The 13,493-nt window shown below is 61.8% G+C and carries 17 protein-coding genes; 9 read left to right on the forward strand and 8 right to left on the reverse strand.

Annotated elements, in window-relative coordinates:
* Positions 1-160: 160 nt before the first annotated feature.
* Positions 161-889, reverse strand: coding sequence for a two-component system response regulator ChvI (gene chvI / locus AC1Q80_RS30080; protein WP_115421109.1), 729 nt, complete (start codon positions 887-889; stop codon positions 161-163).
* A gap of 329 nt (positions 890-1,218) precedes the next feature.
* Between chvI and AC1Q80_RS30085 the strand changes: the two genes are divergently transcribed.
* The 5 genes from AC1Q80_RS30085 (at position 1,219) to AC1Q80_RS30105 (ending at position 5,010) form a co-directional block, all read left to right on the forward strand.
* Positions 1,219-2,829 carry a phosphoenolpyruvate carboxykinase gene (locus AC1Q80_RS30085; RefSeq protein WP_492362858.1) on the forward strand — a complete coding sequence of 537 codons (1,611 nt, stop codon included), beginning with the start codon at positions 1,219-1,221 and terminating at the stop codon, positions 2,827-2,829.
* Positions 2,830-2,944: 115 nt separating this feature from the next.
* Positions 2,945-3,379 (forward strand): alternative ribosome rescue aminoacyl-tRNA hydrolase ArfB, encoded by a 435-nt coding sequence (gene arfB / locus AC1Q80_RS30090; protein WP_173418499.1) that lies wholly within the window; start codon positions 2,945-2,947, stop codon positions 3,377-3,379.
* A gap of 92 nt (positions 3,380-3,471) precedes the next feature.
* A complete protein-coding gene (gene lysM / locus AC1Q80_RS30095) occupies positions 3,472-3,945 on the forward strand; it encodes a peptidoglycan-binding protein LysM (protein ID WP_053251199.1) in 474 nt (157 codons plus the stop codon).
* The gene (locus tag AC1Q80_RS30100; RefSeq protein ID WP_492362859.1) at positions 3,942-4,388 is read left to right on the forward strand and encodes a hypothetical protein; all 447 of its coding nucleotides are present in this window, start codon (positions 3,942-3,944) and stop codon (positions 4,386-4,388) included. The genes lysM and AC1Q80_RS30100 overlap by 4 nt, the downstream gene beginning before the upstream one ends.
* Positions 4,389-4,398: 10 nt before the next feature.
* A complete protein-coding gene (locus AC1Q80_RS30105; RefSeq protein ID WP_173418500.1) occupies positions 4,399-5,010 on the forward strand; it encodes an alpha-ketoglutarate-dependent dioxygenase AlkB in 612 nt (203 codons plus the stop codon).
* An 81-nt stretch (positions 5,011-5,091) separates the two neighbouring features.
* On the opposite strand, the gene coaA is transcribed toward AC1Q80_RS30105, so the two are convergent.
* The 7 genes from coaA to hisB are packed head-to-tail and all read right to left on the reverse strand — an operon-like array spanning position 5,092 to position 9,726.
* On the reverse strand, positions 5,092-6,084 hold the full coding sequence (gene coaA / locus AC1Q80_RS30110) for a type I pantothenate kinase (protein WP_173418501.1): 993 nt from the start codon (positions 6,082-6,084) through the stop codon (positions 5,092-5,094).
* Positions 6,081-6,404: a phosphoribosyl-ATP diphosphatase gene (locus AC1Q80_RS30115; RefSeq protein WP_173418502.1), complete on the reverse strand. Its 324-nt coding sequence runs from the start codon at positions 6,402-6,404 to the stop codon at positions 6,081-6,083. The genes coaA and AC1Q80_RS30115 overlap by 4 nt, the downstream gene beginning before the upstream one ends.
* A gap of 17 nt (positions 6,405-6,421) precedes the next feature.
* Positions 6,422-7,198, reverse strand: a complete 777-nt coding sequence (gene hisF / locus AC1Q80_RS30120) for an imidazole glycerol phosphate synthase subunit HisF (protein ID WP_492362860.1) — start codon at positions 7,196-7,198, stop codon at positions 6,422-6,424.
* A gap of 4 nt (positions 7,199-7,202) precedes the next feature.
* Complete coding sequence (gene hisA / locus AC1Q80_RS30125) at positions 7,203-7,940, reverse strand: 1-(5-phosphoribosyl)-5-[(5-phosphoribosylamino)methylideneamino]imidazole-4-carboxamide isomerase (protein ID WP_492362861.1); 738 nt, start codon at positions 7,938-7,940, stop codon at positions 7,203-7,205.
* Between the two features lie 32 nt (positions 7,941-7,972).
* Positions 7,973-8,623 carry an imidazole glycerol phosphate synthase subunit HisH gene (gene hisH / locus AC1Q80_RS30130; RefSeq protein ID WP_173418505.1) on the reverse strand — a complete coding sequence of 217 codons (651 nt, stop codon included), beginning with the start codon at positions 8,621-8,623 and terminating at the stop codon, positions 7,973-7,975.
* Positions 8,623-9,093: a DUF2628 domain-containing protein gene (locus AC1Q80_RS30135; protein ID WP_492362862.1), complete on the reverse strand. Its 471-nt coding sequence runs from the start codon at positions 9,091-9,093 to the stop codon at positions 8,623-8,625. The genes hisH and AC1Q80_RS30135 overlap by 1 nt, the downstream gene beginning before the upstream one ends.
* 24 nt (positions 9,094-9,117) lie before the next feature.
* Positions 9,118-9,726, reverse strand: coding sequence for an imidazoleglycerol-phosphate dehydratase HisB (gene hisB / locus AC1Q80_RS30140; RefSeq protein ID WP_492362863.1), 609 nt, complete (start codon positions 9,724-9,726; stop codon positions 9,118-9,120).
* Positions 9,727-9,949: 223 nt separating this feature from the next.
* Between hisB and hslV the strand changes: the two genes are divergently transcribed.
* The 4 genes from hslV to AC1Q80_RS30160 all read left to right on the forward strand — a co-directional run bounded on the left by hslV (position 9,950) and on the right by AC1Q80_RS30160 (position 13,482).
* Positions 9,950-10,507: an ATP-dependent protease subunit HslV gene (hslV, locus tag AC1Q80_RS30145; RefSeq protein ID WP_077505445.1), complete on the forward strand. Its 558-nt coding sequence runs from the start codon at positions 9,950-9,952 to the stop codon at positions 10,505-10,507.
* A complete protein-coding gene (locus AC1Q80_RS30150) occupies positions 10,497-11,018 on the forward strand; it encodes a GNAT family N-acetyltransferase (protein WP_492362864.1) in 522 nt (173 codons plus the stop codon). Before hslV ends, AC1Q80_RS30150 begins: the two co-directional genes overlap by 11 nt.
* Positions 11,015-12,319 (forward strand): ATP-dependent protease ATPase subunit HslU, encoded by a 1,305-nt coding sequence (gene hslU / locus AC1Q80_RS30155; protein WP_173418509.1) that lies wholly within the window; start codon positions 11,015-11,017, stop codon positions 12,317-12,319. The genes AC1Q80_RS30150 and hslU overlap by 4 nt, the downstream gene beginning before the upstream one ends.
* Positions 12,320-12,537: 218 nt before the next feature.
* The gene (locus tag AC1Q80_RS30160) at positions 12,538-13,482 is read left to right on the forward strand and encodes a DUF1402 family protein (protein WP_492362865.1); all 945 of its coding nucleotides are present in this window, start codon (positions 12,538-12,540) and stop codon (positions 13,480-13,482) included.
* Positions 13,483-13,493 lie beyond the last annotated feature (11 nt).

Here is a 13,493-nt window from a genome sequence, read left to right on the forward strand (position 1 = left end):
GGTTTCGCAGGTCCGCCGATGTTCTTTTTTCTGGTCTTCGGTCTCGTGGATTCAATGCCACCGGCCAAGCCAAGTGGCGGGCCGAAGCCTGCCCGCCATCGCATCGGTTCTGAATGCTCCACAAACGACGCGATGGCAAGGGCTGAGACCGCGTGTCGCCTCAGGCCATTTCCCGGAAGCGGTAGCCGACGCCATAGAGCGTCTCGATCATGTCGAAGTCGTTGTCGACCATCTTGAACTTCTTGCGCAGCCGCTTGATGTGGCTGTCGATGGTGCGGTCGTCGACATAGACCTGCTCGTCATAGGCAGCATCCATCAGGGCATCGCGGCTCTTGACCACGCCCGGTCGCTGCGCAAGCGAGTGAAGAATGAGGAACTCGGTGACCGTCAGGGTGACCGGCTCGTTCTTCCAGGTGCAGGTGTGGCGCTCCTGGTCCATGGCCAGCTGACCGCGCTCGAGCGACCGCGTCGGCGTGTCGGAGGTCTTCGGGGCGCCAGTGGTGCCGCCGGCTGCAGCGGCTTCGCGGTTGGCGGCCCGACGCAGGATCGCCTTGACGCGCTCGACGAGCAGGCGCTGGGAGAACGGCTTGGTGATGAAATCGTCGGCGCCCATCTTCAGGCCGAAGAGCTCGTCGATTTCCTCGTCCTTCGATGTCAGGAAGATCACCGGCAGATCCGACTTCTGGCGCAGCCGGCGCAACAGTTCCATGCCGTCCATGCGCGGCATCTTGATGTCGAAGATCGCAAGCTGCGGCGGCCGGGCCAACAGGCCTTCGAGCGCGGAGGCACCATCCGTGTAGGTCTCGACCTTGTAGCCTTCAGCTTCAAGGGCGATGGATACGGACGTCAGGATATTCCGGTCATCATCGACAAGCGCGATGGTCTGCATCGTGTTCAACTCCGTCATTTGAGGCCGATCGCCGGTTTCGTCTTCGAATCCACGGCAACCGCGAGTCACGGGTGCGTTACTTGAGTATAAAGGTGGAACAAATTGTGGCGAAGCCCAAAATGCCCTCAAGCGTACACTCCGTCGCTGAGAGGCAGATATGGCGCAGGGAACTCGGATTCAACCGATTAAAAAAACGATAATTTTCTTTAAATCGATTAATATACTGAAATCATTATTCTTTTTTTGATGTCACCTTGTTTTTGAGCGAGCATGCAAGTATGTTCCGGCCAAATTCAACGCCAATGGCCAAACACGAAGGAAGCTTGACCATGGAGCAACTCGGCACTCGCAACGCAGCGAACGGCTTGGAAAAACTCGGCTTTACGGATCTCGACGTGGTCCGCTACAACCTCGAAGCCGCAGACCTTTATGAAGAAGCCCTTCGCCGCGGCGAAGCTCAGTTGACCGCACATGGCGCGATCGTTGCGCGCACCGGCCAGCACACCGGCCGCTCGCCGAAGGACAAGTTCGTCGTCCGCGACGCCTCCACCGACGATCAGATCTGGTGGGACAACAACAAGCCGCTGTCCCCGGAGCATTTCGCCGTCCTGCGGAAGGACATGCTCGACCATGCCAAGGGCATGTCGCTTTATGTCCAGGATCTCGTCGGCGGTGCCGACAAGAACCATGCGCTGCCGACGCGTGTCGTTACCGAATATGCCTGGCATTCGCTGTTCATTCGCAACCTCCTGATCCGTCCGGACCGCGCAGACCTTGCTTCCTTCCTGCCGAAGCTGACGATCATCGACTTTCCGAGCTTCAAGGCTGACCCGGAGCGCCACGGTTGCCGCACCGAAACTGTCATTGCCTGCGATCTGACCAACGGCCTCATCCTCATCGGCGGCACGTCCTATGCCGGCGAGATGAAGAAGTCGGTGTTCACGGTCCTCAACTACCTCTTGCCGAAGAAGGGCGTCATGCCGATGCACTGCTCGGCCAATGTCGGACCTGAAGGCGATACCGCCATCTTCTTCGGCCTGTCGGGCACCGGCAAGACCACGCTTTCGGCCGATCCGACCCGCACACTGATCGGCGACGACGAGCACGGCTGGAGCGACGAGGGCGTCTTCAACTTCGAGGGCGGATGCTACGCCAAGGCCATCCGTCTTTCGGAAGCCGCCGAACCGGAAATCTTCGCGACGACCCGCCGCTTCGGCACTGTCATGGAAAACGTCGTTCTCGACGAACGCCGCGTTCCCGATTTCAATGACGGCTCGCTGACGGAAAACACCCGCTGCGCCTATCCGCTGGATTTCATCCCGAACGCCAGCGAAACCGGCACCGCGCCGCAGCCGCGCACGATCATCATGCTGACGGCCGACGCCTTCGGCGTGATGCCGCCGATCGCCAAGCTGACGCCGGAACAGGCGATGTACCACTTCCTGTCCGGCTACACCGCCAAGGTTGCCGGCACCGAAAAGGGCGTTACCGAGCCGGAAGCAACCTTCTCGACCTGCTTCGGCGCACCGTTCATGCCGCGCCACCCGTCGGAATACGGCAACCTCTTGAAGGACCTGATCGCCAAGAACGGCGTTACCTGCTGGCTGGTCAGCACCGGCTGGACCGGCGGTGCCTATGGTACCGGCAGCCGCATGCCGATCAAGGTGACCCGCGCTCTGCTCGCGGCAGCCCTTGACGGTTCGCTGAACGCCGCCGAGCTGCGGACCGATGCCAACTTCGGCTTTGCCGTGCCGGTCTCGGTACCGGGCGTCGACGACGGTATTCTCGATCCGCGCTCGACCTGGGCTGATGGCAACGCCTATGACGCCCAGGCCCGCCGCCTGGTCGACATGTTCATCGCCAACTTCGCCAAGTTCGAAGACCATGTCGATGGCAGCGTCCGCAATGCAGCTCCCGGCACGAAGATTGCCGCCGAGTAAACATTGCCGGCTATGATTCACGTGAAACTCGGTCTTCCATGGCCGGGTTTTCCGTTTTCATGGCGAATGTTTTCAAGAGGTTCGCGCTGTGCCATAGATCGGGGCGAGGTGAATCATGGCTAGCGACCCGCTTTACATAAACGACAATATCGTCATTGCCGGCTGGGAGCTGACGGAGCAATTCGTGCTGGCCGGCGGGCCCGGGGGGCAGAACGTCAACAAGGTCTCGACGGCCGTCCAGCTGTTCTTCAACGTCCAGGCGTCACCGGCGCTCACCGATCGCATCAAGGCCAATACCTTGAAGCTCGCCGGTCGTCGCGCCTCGAAGGATGGCGTGCTGATGATCGAGGCCAGCCGCTTCCGCAGCCAGGAGCGCAATCGCGAAGATGCGCGCGAAAGGCTGAAGGAGATGATCCTGAAGGCCGCCGAACCACCGCCGCCGCCGCGCAGGAAGACCAAACCGACCCGCGGTTCGATCGAGCGCCGGCTGAAGGAAAAAACCGGGCGCGGCGAGACCAAGAAGCTGCGTGGACGCCCGACCGGCGACTGACGTGCGGTTGCGAAATCTTTTCAACCGTCTCTTGTCTTTTGCCGCTATGCGCCCTCTCTTATCCCAAGCGACTTTTGCAGAAGGAGGGATCCATGGGCCTTTTCAGTTTTATCAAGAACGCTGGCAAGAAGTTGGGCATCGGCGGTGACGACGACGCGCCGGATACCGAAAGCGTCCAGAAGGAACTCGCTTCGCACGATCTCGGCACCAAGGACGTCCAGGTCGAAGTCGTCAATGACAAGGTGGTGCTGAAGGGTGTCGTCAAGGACCAGACGGCGTTCGAGAAAGCCGTGGTCGCCGTCGGCAACACGCTTGGCGTTTCCGCGGTCGAGGCCTCCGAGCTCAAGGTTGCCGATGCGGGTGCAGCGCCGGCACCCGCCAAGGCGCCTGTCTTCTATACCGTCAAGAAAGGCGACAACCTCTGGAAGATCGCCGAGGCACAATACGGCAAGGGCAAGGGCGCCAAGCACACGGTGATCTTCGAGGCCAACAAGCCGATGCTGACCCATCCCGACAAGATCTATCCCGGCCAGGTTCTGCGCATTCCGGATCTGGACGCCGCGTGACAGCCTTGTCGACGCGATCATTTTTCAGCGTCGTTCTGACGGTGGCAAGTCTTGGGCTTGCCACGACCGGTTTCGCGCAAACGCTGCGCGAGCCGGCCAAGGGCAGTTCGGAGCGCGCAGCAATCCTCGACGCCTTGCGGCCTGCCGTCGAGGCGGAGATGCGCGGTTCGGTCGAATTCGTCGTCACCACCATGCGGGCGACGCCGAACTGGGCCTTCGTGCAGGTCGAGCCGCAGCGGCCGGGAGGTGGCGCCATCGATCTCTCACAGACCGGATTTCGCGATGATGCCGACATGATGGATGGTTCGACGGTGTTCGCGCTCGTCAGCTTCCAGGGCGGTCGATGGAATCTCGTTGATCACGTCGTCGGCCCGACGGATGTCGCCTATGCCGGCTGGTCCGAGCGCTACGGCGTCCCGGCAAGGCTGCTCGGGCTGGAGTGAGGGCAACCTCATGCTGGTTCTCCCCAAGGGCATAAAACACATCCCAGGCTTTCTCGACCGGGGCCGCCAGGAAGAGATCGTCGAGGCGATCCGCGGCGTGGTCGCCGAAGCGCCGCTGTTCGTGCCGGAGATGCCAAAGACCGGCAAGCCGATGTCGGTGCGCATGACCAATTGTGGACCGCTCGGCTGGGTGACCGATCGCGAGAAAGGCTATCGCTACCAGCCGCAGCACCCTGGCACCGGCAGGCCGTGGCCGCCGATGCCCGAGATTCTCCTAGAAGTCTGGAACGCGGTTTCGGCGAGCGACAAGCAGCCGGAAGCCTGCCTGGTGAATTTCTATTCCGAAGAGGCCCGCATGGGCCTGCATCAGGATCGCGATGAGCGCGACCTGGAGACAGCCGTCGTTTCGATTTCGCTTGGCGATAGCTGTCTGTTTCGCGTCGGCGGTAAGGAGCGCGGCGGCCAGACGGTGTCTTTCAGGCTCGAAAGCGGCGATATCGTCGTGCTCGGTGGCGAGGGGCGCCTGGCCTTCCACGGCGTTGACCGGATCTATCCTGATACGTCAACGTTGCTCAAGAACGGCGGCCGCCTCAATCTGACGCTGCGCCGGGTCAATCCCTGACAATCGACGGAAATACGCATGCCGGATCGGGCCCGATCTGGCTGCGCTAGACTGATTGCATGCGCCAGCTGCGGCGAACGTTCAGAGCTTGCGCAGGGCCACCGTCTCGGTGAGGTGGTCGGGGCCTTTCTGCAGGATGAGGTCGGCGCGCGGTCGCGTCGGCAGAATGTTCTGGTGCAGGTTCTTCAGGTTGATGTTGTGCCAGAGCCCTTCGGCGATCGCCCGTGCCGCATCCTCGCTGATGGTCGCATAGCGATGGAAGTAGGATTCCGGGTTCTTGAAGGCCGTTTCCCTAAGGCGCATGAAGCGGTTGACGTACCAGCTGTGGATCAGGCTTTCCTCGGCGTCGATATAGATCGAGAAGTCGAAGAAATCCGAGACCATCGGCACGATCTTGCCGTCGGCCGGCAGGTTGCGCGACTGCAGGACATTGATACCCTCGAAGATCAGAATATCGGGCCTGTCGATGACCGTGTACTGATCCGGCAGCACGTCATAGGTCATGTGCGAATAGCTTGGCGCCCTGACGTTCGGCTGTCCGGCCTTGATTGCCGACAGGAAGCGCAGGAGCGCGCCGACGTCGTAGCTCTCCGGGAAGCCCTTGCGATCCATCATGTTTTCGCGCTGGAGCACGGCGTTCGGATAGAGGAAGCCGTCCGTCGTCACCAGATCGACCTTCGGGCTCGAGGGCCAGCGCGACAGAAGCTGCGCGAGAATACGCGCTGTCGTCGACTTGCCGACCGCCACCGATCCGGCAATGCCGATGACGAAAGGCGTCTTCGTTTCGGACATGCTGAGGAAGCGCTTGCGCTGCTCGAACAGCATCTGCGACGATTCCACATGGGTGGAAAGCAGCCGCGACAGCGACAGATAGATTTGTCGGACCTCGCCGAGATCCACCGGGTCGTTCAACGAGCGCAGCCGCTGCACTTCGTCGGCGGTCAGCGTCATGGGCGTGTCGGCACGAAAACGCGACCATTCCTCGGCGGAGAAGAAATGATAGGGCGAATAGTCCCGTCTCTGAAGATTGTCCGGGAGATCGGCCATTTCGATATCTTGCGCAGCTAGGGTCATGGATCCCGCCGATTAGCCTTTTCCTGCAGACCGGATTGGCTTGTCCGCCGTGCAAGTTCGTCGAGCACATCCTGCAACGGAATGTCTGCAATTTTCAATACGACCATCAGATGATAGAGGAGATCGGCGCTCTCATCGACGAGATTTTGCCGATCGTTCCCTATCGCCGCGATCACGGTTTCGACTGCTTCCTCGCCCAGTTTCTTGGCCGCCTTCTGCTGACCGTGTGCGACCAGTTTCGCCGTCCAGGATTCGTCCGGTGACGCCTTGGCGCGTTCGGCGACGATGGTCTCGAGGTCGGAAAGGGAAAAATCACTCATAACGAAACCCTGAAAACTCAATCGAGACGCATGGCGATGCCATGTTCGGCCATATAGCGCTTGGTTTCGCCAATGCTATAGGTGCCGAAGTGGAAGATCGACGCGGCCAGAACCGCCGTTGCATGGCCGTCACGGATGCCGGAAACCATGTGATCAAGCGTGCCTACGCCGCCGGACGCGATAACCGGCGCGCGCACCGCATCGGCGACCGCGCGTGTCAGCGCGATGTCGTAGCCGCTCTTGGTTCCGTCACGATCCATCGAGGTCAGGAGAATTTCACCGGCGCCGAGATCGACGACGCGACGGGCAAAATCGATGGCGTCGATGCCGGTCGTCTGGCGGCCGCCATGGGTGAAGATTTCCCAGCGGTTCTCTTCGCCGTCCTTCGAGACCTTCTTGGCATCGATCGCCACCACGATGCACTGGTTGCCGAACTTGTCAGCGGCTTCGGCGACGAAGTCCGGGTTTTTCACGGCGGCCGTGTTGATCGAGACCTTGTCGGCGCCTGCGAGCAGCAGCTTGCGGATATCGGCCACCTGGCGCACGCCACCGCCGACGGTGAGCGGCATGAAACATTGTTCGGCCGTGCGGGCGATGACGTCGAAGATGGTTTCGCGGTTGTCCGAAGACGCGGTGATGTCGAGGAAGCAGAGTTCGTCGGCGCCTGCCGCATCATAGGCGCGAGCCGCTTCCACCGGGTCGCCGGCATCGATCAGGTCGACGAAGTTGACGCCCTTGACGACACGGCCGTCCTTGACGTCGAGGCAGGGGATTACGCGGGCTTTGAGGGTCATAGGCTCATGCCTTTCTCGTGGCGCGGATCAGCGCCAGGGCTTCCTGCGGATCGATGCGGCCGTCATAGAGCGCGCGGCCGGAGATGGCGCCTTCGAGCTTCGCCGCATCCGGCGCGATCATTCGACGGATATCGTCCATCGAGGCAAGGCCGCCCGACGCGATCACCGGGATCGAAACGGCGTCGGCAAGCTCCAGGGTCGAATCCCAATTGATCCCCGTAAGAATGCCGTCGCGATCGATGTCGGTGTAGATGATCGCCGAGACGCCGGCGCCCTCGAATTTCCTGGCAAGCTCGATCACGCCGAGTTCAGACGCTTCCGCCCAGCCTTCGACGGCGACCTTGCCGCCCTTGGCATCGATGCCGACGGCAACCTTGCCCGGAAACTTTCGGCAGGCTTCGATCACGAGCGCCGGGTCGCGCACCGCGACTGTGCCGAGGATGACGCGGGCCAGCCCGCGCGACAGCCAATTCTCGATATGCTCAAGCGTGCGGATGCCGCCGCCGAGCTGCACCGGATTCTTCGTCGACTTCAGGATCGCGTCGACGGCGTCCCCGTTGACGGTCTCGCCGGCAAAGGCACCGTTGAGGTCGACCACATGCAGCCACTCGAAGCCCTGCTCCTCGAAGGCGCGCGCCTGCGCACCGGGATCCGGGTTGTAAACGGTCGCCTGCTCCATGTCGCCGAGCTTCAGGCGCACGCATTGCCCGTCTTTCAGGTCGATAGCGGGGAAAAGGATCATGTGTCTATCCGATCAGAGGTCGCTCAAAACCGTTACGGCTTCCAGCGCAGGAAATTCGAGATGAGGGCAAGGCCGAGCGCCTGGCTCTTTTCCGGATGGAACTGCGAACCGGCCTTGTTGCCATTGGCGACGAAGGCGGTGACGGTACCGCCGTAGTCGGCTTCGGCCACGACATCGCCGGCGTTTTCCGCTGCCAGATGGTAGGAATGCACGAAGTAGGCGTGCAGGCCGTCGTCGCCGGTGCGAATGCCGTCAAACAACGGATGCGCGCGCGCCAGTCTGAGTGTGTTCCAGCCGATCTGCGGGATTTTGAGCGACGGATCCGTCGGCTTCATTTCGACGACGTCGCCGGGGATCCAGCCGAAACCATGGGTCGTGGTCTTTTCGAGGCCACGCGACGACATCAGCTGCATGCCGACACAGATACCGAGAAACGGCCGGCCGGCCCCTTCGACGACCTCGGTCAGTGCCTGTTCCATGCCATCGACGGCCGCAAGGCCACGCCGACAATCGGCATAGGCGCCAACGCCCGGCAGCACGATGCGATCGGCGGTCGCGACGCGTTCCGGCCTGTCGGTCAGGTCGATCTCGGCGTCGATACCGGCTTCTCGCGCAGCCCTTTCGAAGGCCTTCGTTGCCGAGCGCAGATTGCCCGATCCATAGTCGATAATGGCGACGCGCATCAGCGTTCTCCGTAGGATTCAAAAAGTCCAAGACCCGGGCCGGTGCTTGCCGGCGCTTGCCTTGGCCAGTCGACGGCTGGCCGAGCAACTGTTGCTCGGTCGACCGAGGGCACGTTTGCGAAGTAGATTTCTTCCGCCGTCTCGAGATCGCGCGCCGGCACGATGGCGCGCAACGTCCAGTCGCAGGTTATGAGCCGGCGAACAATGAGCACGGGGCCTTCCAGCGCGACCAGCAGGGCGAGCGCCAGATGCAAAAGAAGCGCTGCCAGTAGGCCGCCGGTAATCGTCGCCAGGGAGATTAACAAAATCTGCAGAACAGCAACTGCGATTCCGAAGAGCCATAGGCGCTTGGAAAAAAGCCAGAGCGCCGGGAACAGAAAGGCGCCCCAGGAGAAGCCATCAGCAACAAAGCGTGCCCGGTCGTCGTCGGCGCGGCCGCCCGGCGGGGTCAGGATCATGTAAGAGGCCATGGTCATCAGCCAGATAATGACCGCTCAGGCAAGCGTACCCTTGGTCGAGGGAACGCGGCCGGCCTGGCGCGGGTCGATTTCGGTTGCCGTGCGAAGCACGCGGGCGACGGACTTGAAGCAGGTCTCGGCGATATGATGGTTGTTGGCGCCGTAGATGTTCTGGATATGCAGCGTGATGCCGGCGTTCTGGGCGAGCGCCTGGAAGAATTCGCGCACCAGTTCGGTGTCGAAGGTGCCGATCTTCGGCGAGGTGAAGGCGACGTTCCAGACGAGGAACGGCCGGCCGGACACGTCGACTGCAGCGCGCGTCATCGTTTCGTCCATGGCAAGGTCGAGGGAGGCGTAGCGGGTAATGCCGCGCCGGTCGCCAAGTGCCTTGGCGATGGCCTGGCCGATGGCAATGCCGGTGTCTTCGACCGTGTGGTGATCGTCGACGTGCAGGTCGCCTTCGGTCTTGATCTCCATGTCGATCAGCGAATGGCGGGAAAGCTGGTCCAGCATATGGTCGAAGAAGCCGACACCCGTCGCGATCTTCGAGGTTCCGGTTCCATCGATGTTGACGGATACGGACACGGCCGTTTCATTCGTCTTACGCGAAACTTGGCCGGTGCGGCTGGACGTGGCTTCTGCCATCAGGCTCTCCTGTATGCGCTGGAGCCGCTCCTTATCAGGGGAGCGGGAAAATATCCAGAACCGCGGCGGAGATTTGACGGATTCGGCGAAGGTCCCGATTTACGGTCAACTCCATGGCCCACCGGGATTTGCAATCGCGCAAGAGGCACTTACATAGGCTTCAAGCAACCAGGCTCGTTCGAGCCCCCAACGCCCCTGGTTCTGGGGCCGACAGGTATCTTCAATGAGTGAACACAATCCCTACGGAACGATGCACGCGACCACCATCATCACGGTGCGCAAGGACGGCAAGGTGGTCATGGCCGGCGACGGCCAGGTCAGCCTTGGCCAGACGGTGATGAAGAGCAATGCCCGCAAGGTCAGGCGGCTGGCCAAGGGCGACGTGATCGCCGGCTTTGCCGGCGCGACGGCCGACGCCTTCACGCTGCTGGAGCGGCTCGAGGCCAAGCTCGAACAGTACCCGGATCAGCTGATGCGCGCGGCGGTGGAACTCGCCAAGGACTGGCGTACCAACAAGTATCTGCGCAATCTCGAGGCGATGATGCTGGTCGCCGACAAGTCGATCACGCTGGCGATTACCGGCAACGGCGACGTGCTGGAGCCGGAACATGGAACGATCGCCATCGGCTCGGGTGGCAATTACGCCTTTGCCGCGGCCCGCGCCCTGATGGACAGCGACAAGTCGGCTGAGGAAGTCGCGCGCCGGGCGCTCGAAATCGCAGGCGACATCTGCGTCTATACCAACCACAATATCGTGGTGGAGACGCTGGATGCCCAATGATCAGGCCCATGTCAGCTTCGAAAGGGTGGCCGATGGCCACCTGCCGATGCTGCATGGCTGGTTGAGCGAGCCGCATGTGCGGCAATGGTGGGGTGATCCGGACAAGGAAGTCGCGTTGATCCGCGACGGCTGCGCCTCGGGCGAGGTGGATGGCTTCATTTTCCACGTCTCGGGCGAGCCGGCAGGCTACATCCAGTCCTGGACACCATCAGAATATGACGAAGAGCCGTGGGCGAAGGATCTGCCCGGCGATGTCCCCGGCGTCGATATTTTCATCGGTCCGCCGGAGATGACCGGGAAGGGCGTCGCGTCCCTGGCGCTTCGGGCCTTTGCCCAGACGCTCTTTGCCGCCGGTGCGCCGCGGATCGTGATCGACCCCGATGCCGGCAACAGACGAGCCGTCCGGGCCTATGCGAAAGCGGGCTTCGTGCCCTTTGGCGAATGGATAGATGCATCCGGCCGCACGCTCCTGATGGAGCTGACGCGGACCGAGTTTGAGAGGACTACATGAGTATTTTTTCACCCCGGGAAATCGTGTCGGAACTCGACCGTTTCATCATCGGCCAGAACGACGCCAAGCGCGCGGTCGCGATCGCGCTGCGCAACCGCTGGCGGCGCCAGCAGCTCGGCGACGATCTGCGCGACGAGGTCATGCCGAAGAACATCCTGATGATCGGGCCGACCGGTGTCGGCAAGACGGAAATCTCCCGCCGTCTGGCCAAGCTCGCCGGCGCGCCTTTCGTCAAGGTCGAGGCGACCAAGTTCACTGAAGTCGGCTATGTCGGCCGCGATGTCGAACAGATCATCCGTGACCTCGTCGAAGTCGGCATCGGTCTCGTGCGCGAGAAGCGCCGGGCCGAGGTCAAGGCCAAGGCGCACCAGAATGCCGAAGAGCGCGTTCTCGACGCGCTGGTCGGCGCCACCGCCTCGCCGGCCACGCGCGATAGCTTCCGCAAGAAGCTGCGCGCCAACGAGCTGGACGACAAGGAGATCGAGGTCGATATCGCCGAGACCGGCGCGCCCGGCGGCTTTGAAATTCCGGGCATGCCGGGCGCCAATATCGGCGTGCTCAACCTGTCGGAAATGTTCGGCAAGGCGATGGGCGCGCGCACCAAGAAGGTCAAGACCACGGTCAAAGCCTCCTATGAAGTGCTCGTCAACGACGAGTCCGACAAGCTGCTCGATAACGAGCAGATCCAGCGCGAGGCGGTGAGGGCAGTCGAGGACGACGGCATCGTCTTCCTCGACGAGATCGACAAGATCGCGTCGCGCGAAGGCGGCATGGGTGCGGGCGTATCGCGCGAAGGCGTGCAGCGGGATCTGTTGCCGCTGGTCGAAGGAACGACGGTTGCGACGAAGTACGGACCGGTGAAGACCGATCACATTCTCTTCATTGCCTCGGGCGCGTTCCATGTGTCGAAACCATCAGATCTTCTGCCCGAACTTCAGGGTCGTCTGCCGATCCGCGTCGAGCTGCGCGCGCTGACTAAGGAAGACTTCCGCCGCATCCTGACGGAGACCGAGGCGAGCCTCATCCGCCAGTACAAGGCGCTGCTTGAGACGGAAGAAGTGAAGCTCGACTTCACCGACGATGCCATCGACGCACTTGCCGATGTGGCTGTGCAGCTCAACTCGAGCGTCGAGAACATCGGAGCCCGTCGTCTGCAGACGGTGATGGAGCGCGTGCTGGACGAGATCTCGTTCAACGCTCCCGATAGTGCCGGCCAGGCGGTTACGATCGATGCGGAATATGTCCGCAAGCACGTCGGCGATCTCGCCGCCAACACGGATCTGTCGCGCTACATCCTGTAGCGCCGTCGTCCCATCCTGGAACGACCGGACGTGGCGGCAATGCCTTGCCGTCAAGCAACTCTAAAGATGAAAGGCGCCTGTCCCTCGACAGGCGCCTTCATTTTTTCTAACACGGTCGGGCAAGCGATTGTGGCCGGAGGCATTATTCCGACATGATCTTGTCGTAGGAGCCGCGCCGCCGGATAGGGCGTCTCCACCGTTGATAGGAAGAAGAGATCGTGCGTTTTACCGCCTGCATGCTCGCTATTGCCACGTTCTGCCTGACTGTAGGCCAGACGTTGGCGGCCAACGTTGTTCCGCCGGGCAACCGGAACGTCGAACAACCCGGCATACCGGGCGCATCCGTTCGCCGCACCAAGGCCGGCCGCACCTCCTTCGACGCCAAGTTCGAGAAGGTCCGCGACCTGCTTGCCAGTGACAAGCAATTGATGAGCAAGATCAAGTCGACGTCGCGCGCCTATGGCATCGCACCGATCCACATGATCGGTGCCATCGTCGGCGAGCACACCTACAATGTCGATGCCTACGACCGACTGCAGTCCTATTACGTCAAGGCCGCCGCCTATGCCGGCAACAGCTTCCAGTTCGGCTATGATGGCGAGACGGTGGCCGAGTTCGTCGCCCGTCCGCAGTTTGCCGATTGCACCGGTAAGAAGAGCTCCTATTCGCTGTGGAGCTGCCGCGAGCGGGTCTGGGACGCCGAGTTCCGCGGCAAGTCCGTCGGCGGCAAGTCCTTCCCGAACAACCGTTTCAGCGCGGTCTTCTTCCAGCCCTTCTTTGCCGGACAGACCTTCGGCCTCGGCCAGATCAATCCGCTGACGGCGCTGATGTTGACCGATATCGTCGCCAAGACCTCGGGCTATGAGCGTCTCGACGAGACCAATGCGGCCGGCGTCTATGAAGCGATCATGGATCCGGATGTCTCACTCGCCTATATGGCCGCCTCGATCCGCCATTCGATCGATGTCTACAAGTCCATCGCCGGCGTCGATATTTCGGGCAATCCCGGCATCACCGCCACGCTCTATAATATCGGCAATCCCGATAGCCGTGCGGCCGCCCTTGCCGCCCGGAACCAGGGCGGCGAGACCCAGTGGCCGGAGGAAAACTATTACGGCTGGCTGGTGAACGACAAGCTGGCGGAACTCGAAAGCCTGTTGTGATTCACGTGAAG

This window comes from Ensifer sp. GW823-FHT05D09 (genome assembly GCF_058795755.1).